Origin of the sequence: Pseudomonas guariconensis, assembly GCF_040822035.1 — a bacterium.
Classification (GTDB): domain Bacteria; phylum Pseudomonadota; class Gammaproteobacteria; order Pseudomonadales; family Pseudomonadaceae; genus Aquipseudomonas; species Aquipseudomonas guariconensis.
The window spans coordinates 912,208-936,213 of record NZ_CP162012.1 but is presented as its reverse complement, the minus strand read 5'-3'; the positions used below and the strand labels follow the sequence as shown (position 1 = coordinate 936,213).

General features: G+C 64.1%; 20 protein-coding genes. 10 read left to right on the top strand and 10 right to left on the bottom strand.

Annotated elements, in window-relative coordinates:
* Positions 1-309 precede the first annotated feature (309 nt).
* The gene (locus AB1N67_RS04205; RefSeq protein WP_043208029.1) at positions 310-816 is read right to left on the bottom strand and encodes a disulfide bond formation protein B; all 507 of its coding nucleotides are present in this window, start codon (positions 814-816) and stop codon (positions 310-312) included.
* A gap of 480 nt (positions 817-1,296) precedes the next feature.
* Positions 1,297-2,475 (bottom strand): NO-inducible flavohemoprotein, encoded by a 1,179-nt coding sequence (hmpA, locus tag AB1N67_RS04200; protein ID WP_043208028.1) that lies wholly within the window; start codon positions 2,473-2,475, stop codon positions 1,297-1,299.
* A 156-nt stretch (positions 2,476-2,631) separates the two neighbouring features.
* On the opposite strand from hmpA, the gene norR reads away from it, so the two are divergent.
* From norR to AB1N67_RS04180, 4 genes are all read left to right on the top strand, one after another.
* Positions 2,632-4,185 carry a nitric oxide reductase transcriptional regulator NorR gene (gene norR / locus AB1N67_RS04195; protein WP_043208026.1) on the top strand — a complete coding sequence of 518 codons (1,554 nt, stop codon included), beginning with the start codon at positions 2,632-2,634 and terminating at the stop codon, positions 4,183-4,185.
* Positions 4,186-4,372: 187 nt separating this feature from the next.
* On the top strand, positions 4,373-5,272 hold the full coding sequence (locus AB1N67_RS04190) for a chemotaxis protein (protein ID WP_043208024.1): 900 nt from the start codon (positions 4,373-4,375) through the stop codon (positions 5,270-5,272).
* 89 nt (positions 5,273-5,361) lie between these two features.
* Positions 5,362-5,673 carry a hypothetical protein gene (locus AB1N67_RS04185; protein ID WP_043208021.1) on the top strand — a complete coding sequence of 104 codons (312 nt, stop codon included), beginning with the start codon at positions 5,362-5,364 and terminating at the stop codon, positions 5,671-5,673.
* A complete protein-coding gene (locus AB1N67_RS04180; protein WP_043208019.1) occupies positions 5,670-6,404 on the top strand; it encodes a YkgJ family cysteine cluster protein in 735 nt (244 codons plus the stop codon). Before AB1N67_RS04185 ends, AB1N67_RS04180 begins: the two co-directional genes overlap by 4 nt.
* Before the next feature lies 1 nt (position 6,405).
* Here AB1N67_RS04180 and AB1N67_RS04175 read toward each other — a convergent pair whose 3' ends face one another.
* A complete protein-coding gene (locus tag AB1N67_RS04175) occupies positions 6,406-7,989 on the bottom strand; it encodes a PAS domain-containing methyl-accepting chemotaxis protein (RefSeq protein ID WP_043208018.1) in 1,584 nt (527 codons plus the stop codon).
* Between the two features lie 375 nt (positions 7,990-8,364).
* On the opposite strand from AB1N67_RS04175, the gene AB1N67_RS04170 reads away from it, so the two are divergent.
* The 3 genes from AB1N67_RS04170 to AB1N67_RS04160 all read left to right on the top strand — a co-directional run bounded on the left by AB1N67_RS04170 (position 8,365) and on the right by AB1N67_RS04160 (position 11,832).
* On the top strand, positions 8,365-8,589 hold the full coding sequence (locus tag AB1N67_RS04170) for a hypothetical protein (RefSeq protein WP_043208017.1): 225 nt from the start codon (positions 8,365-8,367) through the stop codon (positions 8,587-8,589).
* A gap of 204 nt (positions 8,590-8,793) precedes the next feature.
* Positions 8,794-10,128 (top strand): OprD family porin, encoded by a 1,335-nt coding sequence (locus AB1N67_RS04165; RefSeq protein ID WP_090345248.1) that lies wholly within the window; start codon positions 8,794-8,796, stop codon positions 10,126-10,128.
* 207 nt (positions 10,129-10,335) lie between these two features.
* Complete coding sequence (locus tag AB1N67_RS04160; RefSeq protein WP_043208013.1) at positions 10,336-11,832, top strand: diguanylate cyclase; 1,497 nt, start codon at positions 10,336-10,338, stop codon at positions 11,830-11,832.
* Here the strand turns inward: AB1N67_RS04160 and AB1N67_RS04155 are convergent.
* A complete protein-coding gene (locus AB1N67_RS04155; RefSeq protein ID WP_043208011.1) occupies positions 11,829-12,305 on the bottom strand; it encodes a PA2169 family four-helix-bundle protein in 477 nt (158 codons plus the stop codon). The genes AB1N67_RS04160 and AB1N67_RS04155 overlap by 4 nt on opposite strands.
* Before the next feature lie 199 nt (positions 12,306-12,504).
* On the opposite strand from AB1N67_RS04155, the gene AB1N67_RS04150 reads away from it, so the two are divergent.
* Positions 12,505-12,726, top strand: coding sequence for a DUF3820 family protein (locus AB1N67_RS04150; RefSeq protein ID WP_070577002.1), 222 nt, complete (start codon positions 12,505-12,507; stop codon positions 12,724-12,726).
* Positions 12,727-12,765: 39 nt separating this feature from the next.
* On the opposite strand, the gene AB1N67_RS04145 is transcribed toward AB1N67_RS04150, so the two are convergent.
* From AB1N67_RS04145 to ptsP, 3 genes are read right to left on the bottom strand one after another with little or no spacing between them, the layout of a single operon-like run.
* Entirely contained in the window at positions 12,766-14,502 is a 1,737-nt protein-coding gene (locus AB1N67_RS04145) for a PTS fructose-like transporter subunit IIB (protein WP_367863556.1), read from the bottom strand.
* A complete protein-coding gene (pfkB, locus tag AB1N67_RS04140) occupies positions 14,499-15,449 on the bottom strand; it encodes a 1-phosphofructokinase (RefSeq protein ID WP_043208005.1) in 951 nt (316 codons plus the stop codon). Before pfkB ends, AB1N67_RS04145 begins: the two co-directional genes overlap by 4 nt.
* Before the next feature lies 1 nt (position 15,450).
* Entirely contained in the window at positions 15,451-18,303 is a 2,853-nt protein-coding gene (gene ptsP / locus AB1N67_RS04135) for a phosphoenolpyruvate--protein phosphotransferase (protein ID WP_367863555.1), read from the bottom strand.
* A gap of 286 nt (positions 18,304-18,589) precedes the next feature.
* On the opposite strand from ptsP, the gene cra reads away from it, so the two are divergent.
* Entirely contained in the window at positions 18,590-19,585 is a 996-nt protein-coding gene (gene cra, locus AB1N67_RS04130; protein ID WP_367863554.1) for a catabolite repressor/activator, read from the top strand.
* Positions 19,586-19,587: 2 nt separating this feature from the next.
* Positions 19,588-20,364, top strand: coding sequence for a TatD family hydrolase (locus AB1N67_RS04125; protein WP_043207999.1), 777 nt, complete (start codon positions 19,588-19,590; stop codon positions 20,362-20,364).
* Positions 20,365-20,418: 54 nt separating this feature from the next.
* On the opposite strand, the gene AB1N67_RS04120 is transcribed toward AB1N67_RS04125, so the two are convergent.
* From AB1N67_RS04120 to ampD, 3 genes are all read right to left on the bottom strand, one after another.
* Positions 20,419-22,431 (bottom strand): methyl-accepting chemotaxis protein, encoded by a 2,013-nt coding sequence (locus AB1N67_RS04120; RefSeq protein ID WP_367863553.1) that lies wholly within the window; start codon positions 22,429-22,431, stop codon positions 20,419-20,421.
* A 165-nt stretch (positions 22,432-22,596) separates the two neighbouring features.
* A complete protein-coding gene (gene ampE, locus AB1N67_RS04115; protein WP_367863552.1) occupies positions 22,597-23,427 on the bottom strand; it encodes a regulatory signaling modulator protein AmpE in 831 nt (276 codons plus the stop codon).
* Complete coding sequence (gene ampD / locus AB1N67_RS04110; protein ID WP_367863551.1) at positions 23,424-23,990, bottom strand: 1,6-anhydro-N-acetylmuramyl-L-alanine amidase AmpD; 567 nt, start codon at positions 23,988-23,990, stop codon at positions 23,424-23,426. The genes ampE and ampD overlap by 4 nt, the downstream gene beginning before the upstream one ends.
* Between the last annotated feature and the right edge of the window lie 16 nt (positions 23,991-24,006).

Genomic DNA, 24,006 nt, shown 5'->3' with positions numbered 1-24,006 from the left:
GACGAAGTCAGCAAAAAGGAGCCTCGGCTTCCTTCAATCCTGCGACTTGCAAGCAGTGCCGAACGGAAATTGGGGGCGATTGTAGATAGGTCGCCCACCCTTGACTATGACTTATTGCGCAACAGTCTTTTACCATTTCGGTAACAATACAGAAGGGAAAATCAACTTCGCGACAGTTTGTCGCACCCCGCTTGATAGCCCTGAAGCCCGCATTGCACAAGGCTTCGTGGTTGATCTGGGTCAAGCGGGAGGCAAGTTTCTTTTGGTTTCTCGCCGTGCAACAGAAGAGGTCGGAAGCGGGACTTTTGTCTAAGCCTTGCGTCGGTTCCGATAGATACCCAGCGGCACCAGGACGGCAGTGAGGACGAACGCCAGAAGCGCCCACTGAGCCAGGGACAATCCAAGGATCGGCGGGTATGGCGTGCTGCAGAATCCATCGACCTGGAACGCCAGTGGCCAGACCTGCGCCAGCGGCAGGTCATCGACGATCGGCTGCAGCGTGTCGATACCGCAGCTGACCATCGGGTGCGCGAGTATATACACATGGTTGCCGGCCGCAACGATTCCGCCGATCGCGCTGAGCACCACCAACGCCTCGAAGAACGTCAGGCTGCGTTTTCCCGGCATGGCGGCGGCAAGGAAAGCGAACACCGCGATCAACAGCAGCGCATAACGTTGCAGGATACACAGCGGGCATGGGGCCTCGCCGAGCACTACCTGCATGTAGAGCGCCCCGCCGATCAACGACAGGCAGATCACACCCAGCAGAACCAGGAAGCGCCGTTCGCGATTCAGGCGCGATGTTTGTTCGTTCATTACCGATTCCTTCGATGGATAGAGGCAGCGCCAGGCCTGTCGGGGCAATGGCCTGCCTGGGCGACAGTCTACACGTGCGTCGAGGAAGCGGCGTGATAGCACTGCGCGGGGCTATCCGATGACGTCTTCAGACCAGCCGGGGTGACGTCGGTTCAACGTCAGCCGCCAAAAAGCGGCAACCCGGATGCCGGACAGGCGAACGCCCCTCGACACCCGGGAGTGAAGGATACAGTGATTAAAGGAAGATTAAAGATGAAATTGGCCTCGCTTATTTCATCTCCTTATATAAGAAGCGACCTACAGGTCCAATCGCTGGCAAGCCAGCCCCCGCACGAACGATGTCGCGTTCGCTTCGTCTCGATTACCCACGTCCGGGAGCACCGCATACGAGAGCTGGCTTGCCAGCGATTGGAATGGAAATCCTGCGTCGTCCGCTTCGTGGATTGCCCCCCGAAGCGGACTGACCAGATTATCGAGGCATCACTCCAGCGCCGCCGCCGGCCCGAAGAATTCGTAACGGCTTTGCTGCTCGGGCACACCCAGGTCCTTGAGGTGGCGCTTGACCGCCGCCATGAAGCCTTTCGGGCCCAGGAAGTAGGCATCCACATCACGCTCGGCCGGCAGCCACTGGCCCAGTTGCTCCTGACTCAGCACCCCGACCGCGTCGGCCTCGCCCTTGCCGTCCTGCTCGGCATAGCAATAGAAGCGTTTGAGCTGTGGATGACGCGCCGCCAGGCCATCGATCCAGTCACGGAAGGCGTGCACCGCCCCGTTGCGCGCACAATGGATGAAATGCACCGGGCGTTGCGTCTGCAAGGCGGCCTGGAGCATCGCCAGGGTCGGCGTAATGCCTACGCCTCCGCTGATGAGCACCAGCGGCTTGTCGCTGTGCGTCAAGGTGAAATCTCCGGACGGCGGGAACAATTGCAGGGTCTGGCCGACCTGCAGTTGCTGATGCAGGTAATTGGACACCTTGCCACCGACTTCACGCTTGACGCTGATGCGGTACTGCTCGCCATCGCACAGGGCCGACAGTGAATAGTTGCGGCGCTGCTCGACACCGTCGATGAACAGCTGCAGGCCGATGTACTGGCCAGGCTCGGCTTTCAGGACCGGCTTGCCATCCACCGGTGCGAAATAGAAAGAGACGATCTCGCTGCTCTCCTGCTCCCGACGCACCAGACGAAACTCACGGGTACCGCGCCAGCCACCGGCCGCTTCTTCTTTCTGTTTATAGAGGCTTTCCTCGGCGCCGATCAGGATATCGGCCAATTGCCCGTAGGCCGCGCCCCAGGCAGCGATCACCTCAGCGGTGGCGATGTCCTTGCCAAGGACTTCCTCGATAGCGCGCAGCAGGCAGCTGCCGACGATCGGATAATGCTCGGGCAGGATCTGCAAGGCGACATGCTTGTTGATGATCTGCCCGACCAGACCACCGAGTTGCTCCAACTGGTCGATGTGGCGGGCATACATCAGCACACCGTTGGCCAGTGCGCGCGGCTGATCGCCGCTGGCCTGGTGGGCCTGGTTGAACAGCGGGCGCACTTCGGGGTACTCGCTGAGCATCATCTTGTAGAAATGCGTCGTCAGGGCCTCGCCACCGCTTTCGAGCAGCGGGACAGTGGCTTTGATGATTGCGCGTTGTTCGGCATTGAGCATTTGGTACGACTCCTGAGCCTAGGGCTTGAACTGGTCTGCCCTCGGTATTTCATCAACCGTGCCAACTTCTGAGCCCAGTGTTTACGGGGTTTTCAAGCAATGCGAGTCAAAACGACACCAATGCGCGTATAGTCATAACGACCAACAGGAGTCCATATGACTACACGCCCTCTGCTCACCACCCTGCTCCCTCTGGTCAGCGATCTATCCCGTGATCTTCCGGACCAGGAGCGCTATCGCCGCCTGCTGCAAGCCATGCGCAACCTGCTGCCATGCGATGCAGCCGCCCTGTTGCGCCTGGATGGCGAATGGCTAGTGCCGCTGGCGGTCGATGGCCTGTCGCCCGATACGCTGGGTCGACGCTTCAGGGTCAGTGAACACCCGCGCTTCCAGATCCTGCTCAGCCGTCCCGGCCCGACCCGCTTCGCCAGCGACAGCGAACTGCCCGACCCGTACGACGGCCTGGTCAACGCGCCGCATGCCGACCTGCACGTGCACGACTGCATGGGCTGCCCCTTGATGGTCGATGAACAACCCTGGGGCCTGGTCACCCTCGATGCCCTCACGCCCGGGCGTTTCCAAAGCCTGGAACTCGAGTCCCTGCAAGCCTTCGCCAGCCTCGCCGCGGCCACTGTCACCGTGGCCGAGCGCATCGAGGACCTGGCCCTACGCGCCGAGGATGAACACCAACGCGCCGAGGTCTATCGCCAGGCCAGCGGGCAAGCCAAAGAGCTGATCGGTCAGAGCAAGGCACACAAACGCTTGCTGGAAGAAATCCGCCTGGTCGGCGGCAGCGACCTGACTGTGCTGATCACCGGCGAGACCGGTGTCGGCAAGGAGCTCGTGGCCCAGGCCCTGCACCAGGCCAGCAACCGCGCCCACAAACCGCTGATCAGCCTCAACTGCGCCGCCCTGCCCGACACGTTGGTGGAGAGCGAACTGTTCGGCCACGTGCGCGGGGCTTTCACCGGCGCCCATGGCGAGCGGCGCGGCAAATTCGAGCTGGCCAATGGCGGCACGCTGTTTCTCGACGAGGTGGGCGAACTGCCCCTGACAGTACAGGCCAAGCTGCTGCGGGTCCTGCAAAGCGGGCAGTTGCAGCGCCTGGGCTCAGATCGCGAGCACCAGGTCGATGTGCGCCTGATCGCTGCCACCAACCGCGACCTGGCCATGGAAGTGCGCAACGGCCACTACCGCGCCGACTTCTACCACCGCCTGAGCGTCTATCCGCTGCAGGTCCCGCCGCTGCGGGAGCGCGGCCGGGATGTGTTGCTGATTGCCGGATACTTCCTCGAGCAGAACCGCTCCCGCCTGGGCCTGAACAGCCTGCGACTGAGTGCCGACGCCCAGGCCGCCTTGCTGGCCTACGACTGGCCTGGCAACGTGCGCGAACTTGAGCATCTGATTGGCCGCTCGGCACTCAAAGCCCTCGGCCAGCATCCCGAGCGTCCTCGCATTCTGACCCTGGAAGCCAGCGACCTGGACCTGCACACCGCCCTTGCGCCCCAACACGCCCCCACTCCTGCCCCGGTTCAGCCACTGCTCAACCTGCCCGACGGTGGCTTGCGCGAAGCGGTGGACGCATATCAACGGCAGGTGATCGGCGCTTGCCTTGAGCGCCACCAGGACAACTGGGCGGCAGCAGCGCGCGAGCTGGGGCTCGATCGCGCCAATCTCAGCCGCCTGGCCAAGCGCCTGGGGTTGCGCTGACCCTTGCGCCCAGTCCCGCCACCGCGAAACGACCTTCGGCGCCCAGATTTACCCGCGAAAGGGTCAACGCAGGCGATACCTGCCCAGGCAACGCCTGCGATTGACCGCACCGTGACCTAAAGCCTGGCCCCAACAGGCCGATAACCCGGCATCCTCCTTTTATTACCGACAGACTCGAAGGTTGCCCATGGCCACGCAAAACGCCCGTGCGGACTCGTTGTCCCTGCTGCTGTTCACCTTGCGCAGCGGCAAGCTGATGGCGATCAACCTGCTCAAAGTCAGCGAGATCATCCCTTGCCCGCCGCTGACCCGCCTGCCGGAATCGCATCCGCACGTCAAAGGCGTGGCGACGCTGCGCGGCAACCCGCTGTCGGTGATCGATCTCTCCCGCGCCATCGGCGAGCAGCCGTTGGCCGACCCGTCCGGTGGCTGCCTGATCGTCACCGAGATCAGCCGTTCGCGCCAGGGCCTGCATGTGCAGGCGGTGAGCCGCATCGTTCACTGCCTGAGCACCGACATCAAGCCGCCCCCCTACGGCTCGGGCAACCGCTCGTTCATCACCGGCGTGACTCGGGTCGACAACACCTTGGTGCAGGTGCTGGACATCGAAAAGGTCATCCACGCCATCGCACCGCCCGAGCCAGAACCGCACCCAGGCGAACTCAGCGAGGAAGACGCCAGCCTGCTGGCGGCCGCCAACATTCTGGTGGTGGATGACAGCCAAGTGGCTTTGCAGCAGTCGATCCATACCCTGCGCAACCTGGGCATCGAATGCCACACCGCACGCAGCGCCAAGGATGCGATCAACGTGTTGCTGGAACTGCAAGGCACCGAGCGGGAAATCAACATCATCGTCTCGGACATCGAGATGTCAGAGATGGACGGCTACGCCTTCACCCGCACCCTGCGGGAAAGCCCGGACTTCCAGCATCTCTACGTACTGCTGCACACCTCGCTGGACAGCACCATGAGCGGCGAAAAAGCCAAGCTGGCCGGCGCCAACGCGATTCTCACCAAGTTCTCTTCGCCCGAGCTGACCGATTGTCTGGTGGTGGCCGCGCGGGCCGTGGTCTTTGCCGAGCACTGATATAGTCAGCGACAATTTCCCTGGCTTGCTGCCCGGGACGACTCGGGCATAATTCGCGCCCTTCGGTTGTTTTGTTGCCGGTACCTTGTATGAAGTTTCTCAGCACCCTTCTGATCGCCTGTGTCCTCGCCAGCGGCATGGCCCAGGCTTCCAGCAGTCAAGCCTGGAATGAACAACGCCAACAGATGCTCAAGGGCTGCCTGGCCGCCAGCCAGCTCAAGGATGCCCATGCCCGCGGCAAACCCGCGGAGTTCGACGACCAGGTGGGCTACAGCGTCCTGCTGATCGAGGGCATCTACCCGCAAAAGCACATGCAGCAGCGCACCGGCACCGAGCTGTGCCTGTATGACCGCCAGCGTCACCAGGCCTTCGTCAGCGAATGGAGCCCAGGCGCGCCGTGAGCGACAGCATTCGTTTCGCCTGCACCGGTTGCGGCAAGTGCTGCACCGGCCATCATGTGCCGCTGACCCTGGACGAAACCCGCCAATGGGCGGCCAACGGCGGCCAGGTGGTGGTGCTGATCGAAGGGTTCGTCTGCGACGGCCCCGGCATGCCGGCAGAACAACGCGACCATGTCCTGCGCCGGGCCTACCCGGTTGTCTGCGGCACGGCCCGGCTGCACGTGTCGGTGACGTTCGCCGCCTTCAACCCGGGCCGTTGCCGCAACCTGGACGACAACGACCTGTGCACTATCTATGAGACCCGCCCGTTGGTTTGCCGCATCTACCCGGCCGAAATCAACCCGCACCTGCCCCTGCGTCCGGAAAACAAGGACTGTCCGCCCGACGCCTGGAGCCAAGGCCCTGAACTGATCCACGGCCAGTCACTGGTGGACCCGCACCTGCGCGCCCTGATCGAAGCCTCGCGCCAGGCCGACCGTGACGACATCGCCGCCAAGGTGGCCCTCTGCCAAGCCTTGGGCATGACCACCAGCGCTCTCAAGGGCAACGGCTTCACGGCCTACCTGCCCGCCATGGACGCTTTCGCCGCGGCCTTGGAACAGCTGCCGGCCGACAACCAGGCGCCCTGGACCTTGCACATCGAAGCCCCGCCTCTGATGCACGAGTTGGCCGCACTCGGTCTATCGACCACCGCCGAACCGCCGCTCTACTACGCCTTCATCGGTTTCTGATTCACTGGCAACGGCGCCAGAACTCATCAGCCAGACGCCGCAGGTCCATGGCGAGGTCCGCCACGTCGGTCGCATTGGCATGGCTGCGCTGGCCGACATCGACCGTCGCTTCGCTGGCCTGGCGGATGCTGATGATGTTGCGGTTGATGTTTTCGCTCACCTGGCTCTGCTGCTCCACCGCAGCGGCAATCTGCAGACTCATCTCATTGATCTGGTTGACCCGTGCGCTGATGCCATCGAGCGCACCGCTGGCCAGTTGCGCTTGCTCGACGCTGTGCCCGGCGTGGCTGCTGCTCTGGCGCATCACCTGCACCGCGGCACGAGCCCCGTCCTGCAGCGTGCCGATCATGCGCTGGATCTCGTGGGTCGATTGCGTGGTGCGCTGGGCCAGGCCGCGCACCTCGTCGGCCACCACGGCGAAACCTCGGCCCTGATCGCCCGCCCGGGCAGCCTCGATGGCTGCGTTGAGCGCCAGCAGGTTGGTCTGCTCGGCGATCCCCCGGATCACGTCAAGCACTCCGGAAATATCACTGCTGTGCTGCTCCAATTGATGGACTGCATCACTGGCTTCGACCAGCGACCCGGCCAGGTCCTGGATCGCGCAGCGATTGCGGTCCACCACTTGATGGCCGGCCTGGGTTTCATCTTCGGCTTGGTTGGCGGCCACGGCCGCCAACTGCGCACTGCTGGCCACCTGGGCGACACTGGCGCTCATCTGGTGAATGGCGGTGGCCACCTGGTCCGCCTCTTCCTGCTGCTCCAGGCTGTTGGCATGGCTGACCTCAAGCGCCTGCACCAACGACCCGGAATGCCCGGCCAGGCGTGCCGAGGTATCGCCAATGCGCCCCACCACCGCACCCAGCTGGGCCTTGAGCATGCGCATGGCGAATTCGATCTGGCCAATGGCATCGCGCCGCCCGGTGTACAACTGCTGGCTCAGCGGGTTGTCGGCAATCGCCAAGGCCTGCTGGCGCAAGCGCTCGAAGGGACGCAGCTGCCAGATCAACAGCGCACTGCTGGCCCCGGCTGCAAGCATTATTTCCGCCAGCGAACGCCACACCGGCACACCCTGCCAGCCATGTCCGACGCCGACCACCAGCGCTAGCGCCGCTGCGACGCCCAACGACAGCCGCAGTCCCAGGCCGAGCACCGGCAGGCGCGCGCGCCAGTTACGCCGCCCTTCGCGCAGTTGTCGATAGCAGCGCTCGGCCGCCGCCACCTGCTCGGCGCTGGGCCGGGTGCGCACCGACTGGTACTCGATGGTTCTGCCACCGCTGCTGATCGGCGAAACGAACGCACTGACCCAGTAATGGTCGCCGTTCTTGCAGCGATTCTTCACCAACCCCATCCAGGAGCGCCCAGCCTTGAGCGCCCCCCACATCTGTTCGAACGCCTCGGGCGGCATGTCCGGGTGGCGCACGATATGGTGCGCATGGCCCAACAATTCATCGCGAGTGAACCCACTGATTCGCACGAAATCGTCGTTGGCATAGGTGATCCGGCTGTCCAGATCGGTGGTGGACAGGATGTTGGCATCGCCGGGGTAATCCACTTGGCGACCGGTAACAGGCAAATTGCACTTCATCGGAGGCACTCGTTGTTGTTGTGGGGAAAATCGGCAGGGCGTTCGACTCTAGGGCCAATGACTGACAAAACATTGATCCAGAGCAGCATATTGGCAATTGGCCACCAACCAACTGAAACCGATGGGGCTGTCAGCCTTGATGGACAGCAGGGGGCGCTTTTTCGTTTGCAGCGCGCAGGGCGGCAACACCTTCGGCATTTTGCCTGCCGGACGCTCAAGGACGCTGGTTTGCGCGTTGGATCCTAGCGTTTTCGCCGCCAATCATTACTTTTTGCGTAACAGTGCTTATCCAACTTCAGCCTGTTTCTACATGGTTGAAGGGACTAACTTATGCCTGTCCTCGTTAACACTTGCATCGCAAGAAGGTTGTTTTAAATGTCCAACAGTATGGGTGTTGCCAGCGTTTTCATTCTGTCTTCCCTGTTGTTGTCGCCTCTGGCCATGGCTGAAGAATCGCCGGCCTTCGCTGCCCGTAACGCAGAACTTGCAGTTGTCCATCAACAGGCTCGCGAAGCCTATGCCGCGCAGAAGGCAGATGCTGCTAAAGACGTACAGCAGACCGCTTCCAAGGCCGTCGCCGACGACAGTGCCGATAGCTGATCGACTGTTTTCCGCTCCTGTTTTTTCCCTTGGCTCTCACACGGGCGCCCCGTGCGCCAATATGTTAGCCTTTCAAAGCCGCTGCCGATCAGCGGCTTTTTTTATGTGCCAAAACTATCAGCCAGGCTGTTGCGTACATAACAAGAAACTTGCATTCCCCAAAACAACAACGACCCCACCGCCAGATCAAAGGAGCTCGTACCGGTGCCTTCCGCGTTTCGTTTTACCCCGCTGTTCGTTGCATTGACTGCAACGATGCCGTTCGCTGTCCAGGCCGATGAAGACAAGGCTGATGGATTCATCGAAGGTTCTTCCCTGAACCTGCATTTTCGCAATGCCTACTTCAATCGCAACAACCTCAACCCCGCAGAGCGCGACCTGCGTGAATGGGGCCAAGGCTTCGTTGCGCGTTTCGAGTCCGGCTATACCCCCGGCGTGATCGGCGTCGGTGTCGATGCCCATGCCATGCTGGGCCTGAAGCTCGACGGCGGTGGCGGCCACTCCGGCACCAGTATCCTGCCCAAACACGTACAAGACGATGGCGAACCGGGGGCAGCCCCGCATTCGTTCTCCACTGCAGGCGCGGCGGTCAAGTTCAAGGCCTTCGACACCGAGCTCAAGGCCGGTGACCTGTTCCTCACCAACCCGGTGATCGCCGGTGGCGAGTCGCGCATGCTGCCGCAGACCTTCCGCGGCGTGAGCCTGACCAACACCAGCATCGACGGCCTGCTGCTCGAAGGTGGCCAGGCCAGCTTCACCAAGCCGTACAACCAGAGCGGGCATCGCCGCATCGATACCTACTACGGCAGCCTGGATGATGGAAGCAAAAGTGACCACCTGACCTGGGCCGGGCTGTCCTGGAGCGGTACCGAGAACGTCACCACCAATCTCTATGCCGCCGAACTGAAGGACATCTGGAACCAGTACTACGTCGACTTCGACTACACCTATGTGGTCAACGACTTGGTCAGCCTCAACCCGGGCCTGCATTTCTATCACACCCAGGACACCGGCCAGGCACTGCTGGGCAACATCGACAACAACACCTACAGCCTGCATTTCACAGTCAATGCCGGCTACCACAGCATCACGGCCGCCTACCAGCGCGTGAACGGCAACACGCCGTTCGACTACATCAACCTGGGCGACAGCGTGTACCTGGACAACTCGCGCATGTATTCGGACTTCAACGCGCCCAACGAGCGGTCCTGGAAACTGCAGTACGACTATGACTTCACCGGCCTCGGCATGCCCGGCCTGAGCACCTCGCTGTCGTACTCGCGCGGTGAAGCGGACCTGACCAAGGCCGACCAGGACACCACCCACTACGCCTACTACAATCCCGAAGGCAAGAACGCCATGCACTGGGAACGCGACCTGGACGTGAAGTACGTCTTTCAGGAAGGCAGCCTCAAGGACCTGTCGGTGCTGTTGCGCTACGCCAGCCATCGCGGCAGCCAGGGCTATGCCGCCATCGATGGCAACAGCGACAACGATGAAGTCCGGGTGATCGTCGACTATCCGTTGAACATCTTCTGACCTAAAGACCTGCGAGGGCTTGGCCCTCGTTCGCCGCGCAAGCCCGCACCTGCAGAGGACACCGTAGCCTCTGTGGGAGCGGGCCAGGCCTGCGATAGGCCGTACAGCGGCCGGCCTCGTTTTTCCGTCGAACGAATCTTGTCCGACAATCCTGGCTTCCCTAGAATACCGCCGCCGCATAATGGCCCCGCCTGTGCAGTAGCGAACATGCCCACCCGATCATCGCGCTTTACCCTGTACAGGTCGCACCCCGAACTGATCCTCAACCTGGGCAGTTGCCTTGCCGTGCTCGCCATCGTGGCGATCGTCAGCTACCTGCTGAGCCGCGAACGCGACAGTGTCGAACAATCGGCCAAACGTTCCTCCAGTAACATCGTCCAGCTCATCGAAAGCGATATCCTGCGCAACGTCGAACTCTACGACCAGACCCTGCACGGCCTGATCTGGGCGGTGAAGCACCCTGAACTGCTGGATACCTCGCCTGAGCTGCGCCAACAAATCCTCTTCAACCAGACCTTCGCCGCCCCCGTACGGGGCGATATCCTCTGGGTCGATGCCCAGGGCAAGGTGCTCGGTGACTCGCTCAGCATGCCGCCAAGGCAAGGAGATCTGAGCGACAGCGTTGCCTTCAAGGCCCATCGCGACCGCCCGGGCCTTGGGTTGTTCATCAGCCCGCCGTTCAAAGCGCGTCTGGGGGATCTGGATTGGTGCATCAGTTTCAGCCGGCGCATTTCCGGCCCTGATGGCGAATTCGCCGGCATCGCCTCCGGTGCCCTGCGCCTGTCCTATTTCAGCGAGCTGTTCGAACGCCTGGACATCGGCAACGACAGCAGCATCAACCTGCTTAACACCGAAGGGCAGTTACTGGCCCGCCAGCCCTCCCGGGCGCAAGACCCGATGATCGGCAGCAATTACCGCGAACGGCCCAATTTCCAGCGCATCCTCAGCGAACGCAGCGGCAGTTTCACCGCGCGCTCCGGGTCGGCCGGCACGCCGCATATCTATACGTTCGCCCGGGTCGCTGACCTGCCGTTGATCGTTCTGGTGGTGGACTCGGCCGAAGAGGTGTTTCAGTCCTGGCGACGCACTGCGATCCTGGTCAGCGTAGCGACCGGCATGCTGTGCATCGGCATTCTTTGGCTGACCTTACTGCTAGGCCGCGAATTGCGCCGTCGTCACGAAGCCGAACAATGCCTGGCGACTCTGGCGGCCACCGACAGCCTCACAGGCTTGGCCAATCGCCGGCATCTCGATCAGGTGCTGCGACAGGAATGGGCGCGGGCCCAGCGCAATCGTCAGCCGCTGGCCATTCTCATGGTGGATGTGGATCACTTCAAAGCGTTCAACCAGCGCCACGGCCATGCCGGGGGCGATCATGCGCTGCGTGAAGTCGCCCATACGCTCGAACACTGTATTCGCCGCCCGGCGGATCTGGCGGCGCGGTATGGTGGGGAGGAATTTCAGGTGGTGCTGCCGGAGACGGATTTGGCCGGTGCGCGCCTGCTCGCCGAGCGCATCCGCGCCCAGGTCGAGGCGCTACCGACTTTCGCAGGCGACGAACGACCGGTGACCGTCAGCATTGGTATCGGCGTGCACGTCCCTGGCACCCAGCAGGACCTGACGGGCCTGCTGGGCAGCGCGGACGAGGCGCTCTACAGGGCCAAGGCCAACGGCCGCAACCGTGTCGAGGGCCCGGAGCTTTAGGACCGAGCGCGCGCGGCGTCGCGCAGCGCTTTGACCTGGTCATGGTTACGCTGCACACCTTGCAGCTGCTTCTCTACCAACGCGTAGGTCTGGTCGCTGGCGCTGCGGCCGAGCTTGACCAGTTTCTCGCGGGCGTCCTTGTAGGCCTTGAGCGCGAAGTCCTCGCCGCGCTCGACCTCGTTGAGCACCGCTTCCTCGCTCTTGCCGGTCAGCATGGACTTCAAGTTGACCCAGCCCCGATGCAGGTCGCCACTGAGGCTTGTAGAGGTTTCCGGGTCGCCGCCCAGACGACGCACCTCGCTCTGCAGCTCGGCGGCAGCGCTGGCGCATTCACCGGCGCGTTGCACGAAGAATGCCTTCAACTCGGTATTCTTGACGTCTTCGGCCGACTCTTTGAACCCCTTTTCGCCGTCCTTGCTGTACTCGATCAGGTCGTTGAGCACATCGATCACGTCGTTGTTTGGATGACTCATGGCGCGAACTCCTTGGCAGGTGATAGTCACTTGGAATGGAGCAGGCATCGTGCCAAATCGACCAAAAGGATAATTCTTCGTTAATTCAATGAGTTACGAAACCGTGGAGCAACACCTTGGGCGGCGTTCTGCATGATCGCCGCTTGGGTGTTCGTGCAGTTTGCAGTATGGTCGGCGCTTTGTTCGGTAAGGGCTGGCGATGAAACCTGAAACCCTGCAGCTGCTGGTCACCCGCACCATGCCCTTTGGCAAGTACCAAGGTCGCCTGATCGCCGACCTGCCCGGCGACTATCTGGCATGGTTCGCCCGCAAGGGCTTCCCGCCTGGCGAGTTGGGTGGACTGCTGGCTTTGATGCATGAGATCGACCACAACGGGCTGGGTGAACTGCTGACGCCGTTGCGCCAGAAACACCGCCGCTGAATCGCCTGGGGCTGCGCTACGACCTCAGGCTCGCTTTCTTCAGCCCTTTGCCGGCGCCACCGCCAATTCCACACGCTCGCCCTTCTTGATCAGTGCATACACCACCGCCGTCAGCAGGCTGCCCGCCAGGATCGCCAGCAGGTAAAGCAACGCATGGTTGATCGCGTTGGGGATCAGCAGCACGAACAGCCCGCCATGGGGCGCCATCAGCTTGCAGCCAAAGTACATCGACAGCGCCCCGGTCAGCGCGCCGCCCGCGACACTGGCCGGGATCACCCGCAGCGGGTCCTTGGCGGCAAACGGAATCGCGCCCTCGGAGATGAAGCACAGCCCCAGGGCCAATGCCGCCTTGCCCGCCTCGCGCTCGCTCTGGGCGAACTTGCGCCGGGCCAGGAAGCTGGCGATGCCCAGGCCGATCGGCGGCACCATCCCGGCGGCCATGGTCGCCGCCATCGGTGCATAGCTGGACGAGGCCAGCAGCCCCACCGAGAAGGCGTAGGCCGCCTTGTTGATCGGACCGCCCAGATCCACGCACATCATGCCGCCCAGCAACAGCCCAAGCAGAATGGCGTTGGAGGTGCCCATGCTGTCGAGAAAGCGCGTCAGGCCTTCGAGCATCGCCGCTACTGGCTGGCCGACCACGTAGATCATCACCAAACCGGTGAACAGACTGGCCAATAGCGGAATGATCAGGATCGGCTTGAGCGCCTCGAGGCTGCTCGGCAGACGCGCCCAGCGGCTGATGGCCTTGGCGCTGTAGCCGGCCAGGAAGCCTGCGATGATGCCGCCGATGAAGCCCGCCCCCAATGTGCTGGCAAGCAGACCACCGATCATGCCCGGCGCCAGCCCGGGGCGGTCGGCGATGGACCAGGCGATATAGCCGGCCAGCAGCGGCACCATCAGCTTGAATGCCGCCTCGCCGCCGATCTGCATCAAGGCCGCTGGCAAGGTGCCAGGCTCCTTGTAGGCCTCGATGCCGAAGACGAACGACAAGGCGATCAACAGGCCACCGGCCACCACCATCGGCAGCATGAACGACACGCCGGTAAGCAGGTGTTTGTAGACGCCGCTCTTCTCGCTTTTCTTCACGGTCTCTGCGGCAGCCTCCACCCCTACCTCGACCTTGCCTTCGGCCAGGGCCTTGTCGAGGATGGTGCGCGCCTGCTTCAACGCGATGCCAGTACCGCAGCGGTAGATGCGTTTGCCGGCAAAGCGCGCCGTGGGCACTTCGATGTCGGCGGCCAGCAATACCACATCGGCGTCGGCGATGGCCTCGGCTGAGAGCGGATTGCGCGCCCCTACCGAGCCTTGGGTTTCCACCGTCAATTGATAGCCCAAGTCCTTGGCTGCCTGTTGCAACGCTTCGGCGGCCATGAAGGTGTGGGCCACACCGGTGGGGCAGGCAGTGACAGCAACGACCCTCGGCAGCGTACCGTTCGCCGTGGGCACCGCAGGCGTCTGCGCCTCCAGCACTTGGGCCTGGGCCGCCGCCTCATCCAGGAAACGCTCCCGATCGGCCAGGGCCTGGGCCGGTGTGCTGCGATAGACCCGCTTGCCGACGAAGCGCTCCAGATCCACAGGGCCAATGCTGACCACCAGTACCCAGTCGGCCTCGGCGATCTGCGCCGGACTCAAGCGCCCCTCGGCACGTTCGACATCCTGCACCTCGACCAAGGGGTTCCAGCCGCGTTGCCGGGCGGCAGCCGCCAGCAAGCGCGCGCTCAGAACGCTGGACACCTGGCCGTTGGGGCAGGCGGTGATGATGGCGATGTTCATCGGCAACCCTCTTGTTGTTCTGTCAGTTGCACAGCGTTTTCCAGGCGCGCCAGCTGTTCGCGATCGCGAATCCCAAAGCCGACCTGAGTGACCGCCTGAGCGGCGATGGCCGTGGCCCGGCGTAGCGTGTGCTCGCGCGGCTCATCCAGCAGCAGGCCATGGACCATGCCCGCGACCAACGAATCACCGGCGCCGACAGTGCTTGCCACCTGCACCTTCGGCGGTCGCCCATGCAGGGGTGGCCGATCTTGGGCAAACCAGCTCAGGCCCTGCTCGCCTTGGGACACCACCACGTGCTCGACGCCGCTGGCCAGCAGCCGCTCGGCAGCCAGGCGCTGGGCTTGCGCAGTGTCCACCTTGGCGCCGAGCGCCTCGCCCAGTTCCTCGGTGTTGGGCTTGACCAGCCAGGGCCCGACCTGCAGGCCGACACGCAAGGCTTCGCCGCTGGTGTCCAGGGCAATCTTCAAACCCTGCTGCTTCAGTTGCAGCAGTAGCTGATGGAACCACTGCGCATCGACACCTCGGGGCAGACTGCCGGCCACCACCACAGCATCGTGCCCCGCCGCCACCTGTTCCAAGCGACGAAGCAGGGCAACACGGGCCGCCTCGTCAACTTCCGGCCCTTGACCGTTGATATCGGTGACCCGGCCATCGGCCTCGACCAGCTTGATGTTGCTACGGGTCTCGCCCGGCACCCGGACAAAGCAGTCGGCAAAGCCGCGCCAGGCGATCAGCGCCTCGAACGGCTCGATATTGTCGCGCCCCAGAAAGCCGCCCACAGTCACGCTGTGGCCCAGGTCGGCCAGGACCTGGGCAACGTTCAGCCCCTTGCCCGCGGCATGGCTGTGCTGGCTGTGGCTGCGATTGACATGGCCGGGGCGCAGGGTGTCCAGGCTGACGGTGATGTCGAGCGCCGGGTTCAGGGTAAGGGTGAGGATCTTGGCCATTTCAATAACGCTCCACCAGCGCCCGGACCGCCGCGGCGCTGTCTTGTTGCAAGGCCTCGCGCGCCAGGGCGCGTGCCGTCTGGTGATCGGCCTGGCGGACCAGCGCCTTGACTTCGGCAATGCTGCGGGCCGCGACGCTCAGCTCGTCCACATCCAGGCCCAGCAGCACCGCGACCGCCTGCGGGTCCGCCGCCAGCTCGCCGCACACACCCACCCATTTGCCTTGGGCGTGGGCGGCGCGTACGGTCACGTCGATCAGTTGCAGCACCGCCGGGTGCAGGCCGTCGGCCTGGGCCGAAAGGCTCGGGTGGCCACGGTCGATGGCCAGGGTGTACTGGGTCAGGTCGTTGGTGCCGATACTGAAGAAATCCACTTCGCGCGCCAGTTGCGGTGCCAGCAGCGCCGCTGACGGCACCTCGACCATGATGCCCACTTGCAGGTCAGCCACCGGGATTTGCGCACGCAGGCGATCGACCATGGCCTTGGCCTCACGCCATTCATGCACCTGTCCGACCATCGGGAACATGATGCGCAGGGGGCGGTCATCGGCTGCCTGCAGCAAGGCGCGCAGCTGGGCTTCCATTATCTGGGGACGCTGCAGGGTCAGGCGCACGCCGCGAACCCCCAGGAAGGGATTCTCCTCGGCGTCGATCGGCCAGTACGGCAGCGGTTTGTCGCCCCCCACATCCAGCGTGCGCACCACCAGGGGCCGCCCGCCCAGGCCATCGAGCACGCGGCGGTATTCAACCTCCTGGGTGGCGATATCAGGTGCCTGGGGGTGGGCCATGAAGATCAGTTCGGTGCGCAGCAGGCCGACGCCTTCGGCGCCCTGCTCCACCACCTTGTCGATCCCCGTGCTCTCGCCGATGTTGGCGAACACTTCGACCGCATGGCCATCGCGGGTCACCGCCGGCTCGTGACGCTTGGCCCAGGCGGCCTGCAGGCGTTGCTCGCGCAGGTCGCGCTCGGCCAGGGCCCGCTGCAGGTCATCGGCCGCCGGCGCCACGCTGACCCGGCCACGCTGGCCATCGAGCAACAATGGCGTGCCGGGCTCCAGCAACAGAATGGCGGCACCAGCCCCCACCACCGCCGGAATGCCCAGCGCGCGGGCAACGATTGCGCTGTGGGCCGTGGCACCGCCTTGGGCAGTGACAATACCGGCGACCCGGGCCGGGTCCAGGCGGGCCACATCCGACGGGCCCACCTCGGCCATCACCAGCACGTAGGGCTGCTCAGGTTCGACGATGTCCTGGACACCGCACAGTTGCGCCAGCACTCGCCGGCCGATATCACGCAGATCCGCAGCACGCTCGGCCAGCAGGGTGTCGTGCAACGCCTCCTGCTGACGCGCCGCGCCGTCGATCACCGCCATCCAGGCAGCCGCCGCGCTCTCGCCTTGGGCCAGGCGCTGCTCGACTTCATCGCTCAGGCCCGGGTCGGCGAGCATTTCCTGGTGGGTGACGAATATCTCGCCGATCGTGGGGTCACTACGCTCCACCAGGGCCTGCAGCTCGGCATTCACCACCGCCAGCGCATCGCGCAGCTTATGCCGCTCTTGGGCAGGCGACTCGCCGCGTAGCGGGTAGTCGATCTGGCGCTCTACCTGCACAAAAGCCGGGCCACTGGCGATGCCCGGCGCAGCGCCGACACCCTGCACGACGCTTCCGGCCGCCGGCGCCTGGAGCGTCTGCACAGGCTCTTGGACACTTGGCGAGGCCGTTTCAGGCAGCGCTTCCACCACCTCGCCCAGGCCTTGCTCGATGGCCGCCAGCAAGACCGGCAGGGCATCGTTGGCAATACTGGGTTCGGCGATGAGCTCCAGCGTCTGGCCGCGCCGGGCCCCAAGGCTGAGCAGCTTGCTCAGGCTCTTGAGCGACACTGCCGGCTCGACGCTGTCCTGCAGGCGGACACGCAACTCGCCCTCGAAACCTTTGGCCAGCTGGGCCAGCACCTTGGCTGGGCGCGCATGCAAACCGTGGGGATTGGCCAGCACCACGCAAACGCTCGGCCAATCGGCCGGGGCCTCTCCACCGAGCACCTGCAGCACGGCGCGGCTGTTGGGCGCTTGGTAGAGCATTTGCCCACGGCCTTCGATCAGCACTTCACACAGGCGCTCGAGCAAAGCTTGATGAGCGACACCCAGGCTCGCCAGACAGAACAGGCCGTTGAGCGGCTGGCCACGGTAGCGCAGCGGTTGCTGCGGCGTGACGAAGGCCAGGCCTGGCTGACGCACAAGGCGCTCGCTGTGCAGCCACCACAATCCCTCACCCAGGGGCAGCGGCTCGGCCTGTTGCAGCACGTTGGCAAACCCGGCATCGACGCAGCCGGCACGTTGCAGCAGCCGCGCGCCACGCCAGGCCAGCTCGTCGAAGTCTTCGGCGGCCAGGCCCAGCCCCACCAGTTGCGCGTCCAGCGCCAGGGCCTGGGGTGCGCCTTGCAACAGCTTGAGCAACGCCTCAGCGCTGGAGGCACGGCGCAGGGCCTCGGCCAGGTCGGTCTCGCCCAGGGCACGGGTCAGCAATTGCAGCAGGCGCAGGTGCTCGTCGGACCGGGCGGCAATGCCGATGGCCAGGTAGACGATCTGACCGTCCCCCCAGTCCACCCCCTCGGGAAACTGCAACAGGCGCACGCCGGTGGCGAAGACTTGGTCGCGGGTCTGCGGCGTGCCGTGGGGGATGGCGATACCCTGGCCAAGGAATGTCGAGCCTTGCGCCTCGCGGTCCAGGAGCCCTTGCAGGTAACCTTCGGCGACCAGGCCATCGGCGACCAGCCGATCGGCCAGAAGGCGCAGCGCCTCGGCCTTGTCGGCAGCCACCTGGTCCATAGCGATCTGCTCCTGAGCGAGCTCCAGCATGACCTTCTCCTTTTGCAGCCCCCGGGGCGGGGACCTGAGGTATTGTTGTGAATTCCACGAATCGGGTCTGTTCAACGGTCTTGCGCAGACGGTACACGGGGCAGAAAATTTGCCTGCTGAATCGTTTAACCTGACCAGGTGGCCACGTTACTCGATAATCTTCCGACGAAAAAGCCCCATCCTGTCGGACAATTGCGACAATGGTCGCCTGCCCAAGGCCCCGGCGCCAGGTGAAACTACCCGGTCCGGCCTCGCAGGCAGCCCCGGTAATAACAAGGAAAATTCGGTGAAACTCAGCGATATCGCCCGTCTGGCCGGTGTGTCCGTGACCACCGCCAGCTACGTCATCAATGGCAAGGCCGAACAACAGCGCATCAGCAACAGCACCGTCGAGCGCGTGCGTGCGGTGGTCGAGGCCCACGGCTTCACGCCCAACCCCCAGGCCGCCGGCCTGCGCAGCCGGCACACCCGCACCCTGGGCTTCATTCTCCCGGATCTGGAGAACCCCAGCTACGCCCGCATTGCCAAGCAACTCGAACAGGGTGCCCGCGCCCGCGGCTACCAGTTGCTGATCGCCAGCAGCGATGACCAGCCCGACAGCGAACGCCAGTTGCAGCAGCTGTTCCGCGCCCGTCGTTGCGATGCGCTGTTCGTCGCCAGTTGCCTGCCGCCTGATGACGAAAGCTATCGTGAGCTGCAGGACAAAGGCCTACCGGTCATCGCCATCGACCGGCGGATGGCACCGGAATACTTCTGCTCAGTGATCAGCGACGACCGCGACGCCAGCCGCCAGCTGTCCCAAAGCCTTCTGGATACCCGCCCAGACACCATCGCCCTGATCGGCGCACGCCCGGAGCTGTCGGTCAGCCAGGCCCGTGCTGGCGGTTTCGACGAAGCCCTGCAACCGTTCACCGGCCAGGTGCGCCGCTACCAGGGCGAAGCCTTCAGCCGCGAGTGTGGCCAGCGCCTGATGCAGCAACTGATCGAGGACTTCGGCGGCCTGCCCGACGCCTTGGTGACCACCTCCTACGTGTTGCTCCAGGGCGTGTTCGATACCCTGCAGACGCGCCCGGCCGACTCGCGCCAGCTGCAACTGGGTACTTTCGGCGACAACCAGTTGCTGGACTTCCTGCCCTTGCCGGTCAATGCCATGGCCCAGCAGCACGGCCTGATCGCGGCCACCGCCTTGGAACTGGCCCTGGCCGCGATCGAGGACAAGCGCTACGAACCCGGCGTGCATGCGATAGCCCGGACCTTCAAGCAACGCATCAACGCAGGCTGACCATGCGCCTGATCGACACCCATACCCATCTGGACTTCCCCGACTTCGACGCCGACCGCGACCGCCTGCTGACCAACGCGGCGGCTCGAGGCGTGGAGCGCATGGTGGTGCTGGGGGTGTATCAGGCCAATTGGCAACGGGTGTGGGATCTGGTCTGTGGCGAACAGCGGCTGTTCGCGGCCTTGGGCCTGCATCCGGTGTACCTCGACCAGCACCGCCCCGAGCACCTGGCACAACTGCGCGCCTGGCTCGAACGTCTGCGCGGCGACCCGCGTCTGTGTGCGGTGGGTGAGTTCGGCCTGGACTATTACCTGCCGGAACTGGACAAGGAACGCCAGCAAGCGTTGTTCGAGGCGCAGTTGCAACTGGCCTGCGACTTCGACCTGCCCGCCCTGCTGCACGTACGCCGCAGCCATGCCCAGGTGATCGCCACCCTCAAGCGCTATAAGCCTGCGCGCGCCGGTATCATCCACGCCTTCGCCGGCAGCTATGAAGAAGCGCGCGAATACATCAAGCTCGGCTTCAGGCTGGGCCTGGGCGGCGCGGCCACCTGGCCTCAAGCCCTGCGCCTGCGCAAGACCTTGCCCCGGTTGCCGCTGGAAAGCGTGGTGCTTGAGACCGACGCCCCGGACATGGCACCGGTGATGTTCCCCGGAGAACGCAACAGCCCGGAACATCTCCCGGAAATCGCCCACGCACTGGCCGAGGTGATGGGCATAGACGCCGAGCGCCTGGCTCAGATCAGCAGCCGCAATGCCTGTGAGCTGTTCGGCTGGTAAGCCATCGCAGGCCCATCCGCGGGTAAACCCGCGAAGAAGTCGCCACGAATCAGCCTAGACGCGGAACGCGCCGATCAGTCGCTTGAGCTCGTCCACCTGGTTCGACAACGCCCGGCTGGCCTGTTCGGTCTGGCAGGCGCCTTGGGTGGTGTCCTGGGCAGCGCGGTTGATTGCCACGATATTCAGGTCGATGTCATGGGCCACCGCGGTCTGCTGCTCGACGGCCGCGGCGATCTGCTGGTTCTGCGCGACGATGCCGCCCACCGCACCAAGGATGTTGCCCAGCGCCTGTTGCACCTGACGTGCTTCGTCCACCGTCCCCGCCGCCATCTGGTGGCTGCTGCCCATGGCCGTGACCGCCGCGTCGACGCCCGCCTGCAGGCGCTGGATCATCTGGGCGATCTCCTCGGTGGAGTCCTGGGTGCGGCGCGCCAGGGTGCGTACCTCATCGGCCACCACGGCAAAGCCCCTGCCCTGCTCGCCGGCCCGAGCCGCCTCGATGGCGGCGTTGAGCGCCAGCAGGTTGGTCTGCTCGGCGATGCTGCGGATCACCTCCAGCACCCGGCCGATGGCCCGGCTGTCACCGGCCAGCTGGTTGACCGCAACCACGCTCTGGTCAATCTCCCCGGCCAGGCGGGTGATGCTGTCCTGCTGGTTTTCCACCAGGCCACGGCCGGTGGCGCTCTCGCGATTGACCTGTTGCGCGCCTTCGGCGGCCAGGGCTGCACTGCGGGCGACCTCCTGGGAGGTGGCGCTCATCTGGTTCATGGCGGTGGCCACTTGTTCGATCTGCTCACGCTGGCCACTGACCGCCTGGTTGCTGCGCACCGACACCTCCAGCACCTGCCCGGCTTGCTCCTCGACCGTCGAGACAGTCCGCCCCACCTGATCGATCAGCTCGCGAATGCGCAACACCGTTTGGTTGAAGCCTTGGCCCAGCTCGCCGAGCTCGTCGCGGCTGTGGGCCTTGAAACTCACGGTCATGTCGCCGGCTGCGACCTTGTCCATGGCCGCGCCCAGATTGCCCAAGGTTTGGCGGATGGACACATAGAAGCCGCTGTCCAGATAGATGATCAGGGCAAATACCGCCAGCAGCGCGGCGACCAGCGCGATCATGCGCAGGCGGTGCTCGTCCAGGCGATCCTGCAGTTGCACCTGAAGGTGGGAGAGGATGGCGTCGTTGAGGCGGTAGGTCTGCACCATCAGGTCGCTGACCTGCTGATAGAACCCAAGCCATGGCGCGTCCAGGGTTTCGGCCATCACCACACGGTCTTCGAACAAGGTCGCGGCCTGTTTCACCGTTGCCTGGCTGGCTTCGGCCAGCGCGGCCAAGTCGGTCCTTGCGCGCGGGTCAGCGGCCAGTGCGTCGTCCAGGCGAATGCCGTAGTCGGCAGACAGCCGCTCCAAGCGTTGCAACAAGTCTTCGAAACGGGCACTGCCGGCCGAATCGATGAAGCCACGGCCCAACGCCATGGCCCCCAATGCCCGCCCTTCGCCCAGGGTCTGGGTTACCTGACCGGTGGCACTGCCCAGCAGCTCGCTCAGATGCCGCACCGAGGCCTGGTGGTCCTGGTCCAGCCCGGATTGACTGGCCACCTGTTTGGTCAGGACCTGGGCCTGAACCAACAGCTTGTCGAACAGAGCCGCCTTGCTTTGCAGGGAGGACTCGTTGCGCGCGCGGGTGAAGATTTCGCTCAGCTCTTCTCGTCGGGCCTGTAGCTGCGGGTCGCTCGTGGGTATCGCCTCAAGCCCCGCGGCGACCTTGTCCTCAAGGGCGCCGATACGCTGCTCCACGTCGCCGGCCTGTCCCGACTGGCCCAACAGGGCGTTGATCTGCAACAGGTTGCCCAGGGTTTCCAGATCGCTACGCAGGGTCAGGGCGCCAGCCAGGGGCCCCAAGCCCTGCAGCTCGACGCCGGTGGCGTGGAATTCGTCGTAGACGTCGCGCACCAGGTAGAAGCTGGTGACCAGCATGGGGACGAAGAACAAAGTGCTGATCAAGCTGAACTTCAAGCCGAAGCTCAGCCGGTCCATCAGGGCGATGGCCGGATAGAGCAAACGCTTCATGCGCATCTCCTTGGATTCTTTTTATTCTGCGAGGTAGCACAAGGCCATTAACGGCCAGGGGACTTGTATAACGCAGATCGAACCCAAGGTTTGTAATTTAAGGTTAAGCGCTGCTTGCGTAGGCCTGGCTCGCTCGATACCAGGCCGACAAGCCGAAGCACGCACTCAGACCAATACCGTCCACAGCGCAAAGCAGGCATACCACAGCACCGCGCAACGCAGCAGCAGCTCCCAGAGGCTGTCCAGACGACCGAGCCCCCGCTGGGTGTCTTCTTCCTCAGGCGCGCTGTCCGCCACGCGTCCGACCCGCGCCACCAGATGCCCCGCACTGATGTGCCAGTTGAGCAGTTCATGCAGCATCACCCGCACCACGGCGACAAAGTTGCCTACCAGGGCAAAGCTCAGGGCCAGCACCCGCACCGGCAACCAGTCCAGGGCATGGCGCAGCTGCTCGGCGCGCTCCTTGAGTGCCGGTTGGCGGCTGTTCTCTACACTCAGCGCCAGCAGCCGATAGGCCAAGGCCGCGCCCGGGCCGAGCAGGAAGTACCAGAAGATCACCGCGAAAAAGCTCTGGTAGGCCTGCCACAGCAAATGCCCCTGCACCCGCACCAACAAGCTAGGGGCATCGTGGGCGGCCAGGCCCAGATCCCGCTCGGCCACATGCAGCGCGGCTTGGTCATCGGCCCGGCGCCAGGCATCTCGAAACGGCCCCAGGGATGCCTTGATGTCGCCACGCCCGAGGCTGTAGATCAGCACCAGCAGGTGCACTGGCAAGGCCAGCAGGCCGTAAGCCACAGGCTCCAGCACGTGCAGCAACAGCACCAGCAACGCTACGGGCGCCAGCACCAGGATGGCCAGCGTCCACCAGGGATGCACCTTGCCGCTGCGCTCCAGACGTACCAGCTCGCCGATGAAGAACCCGTCACGCTGCAACCGCTGGCGCAGGGCCGAGAACTTCTCGAACCAGAGCACCAACACCAACACTAGAAAGCTCATGCGTCGTCCTCACTGCACTGCAGGGCCGCCCGGTAGCGGCACCAATCGAAAGCCGGGCCCGGGTCGGTCTTGCGCTCCGGGGCGATGTCGCTGTGACCGCAGATACGTCCGAGGTCGATCACAGGCCACGCGCCGCGAATCTGCTCGGTCAGTTGTTTCAAGGTCTGGTACTGGGCGTCGGTGTAGGACAAATCATCGGTGCCCTCCAGCTCGATACCAATGGAAAAATCGTTGCAACCCTCGCGCTCGCCGAAGCGCGAAACACCGGCATGCCAGGCACGGTCCAGCAAAGAGACGAACTGGGTCACCGCCCCGTCCCGCTCGATGAACAAGTGCGCTGAGACGGTCAAATGGCAGATGCTTTCGAAGTAGGGGTGCTCGGCGGGATCGAGCCGGTTCTGGAAGAACTGCTGGACCTTGCCGGTGCCGAAACAGGCCGGAGGCAGGCTGATGTTGTGGATAACCAACAGGGAGATGGCTTCGCCTTCAGGGCGCGCGTTGAAATTCGGCGAGGGGCAGTGGGTGACGCCGGAGAACCAGCCAGTCGCACGGTCCAATTGCATGGAGCAGTTCCTGAAA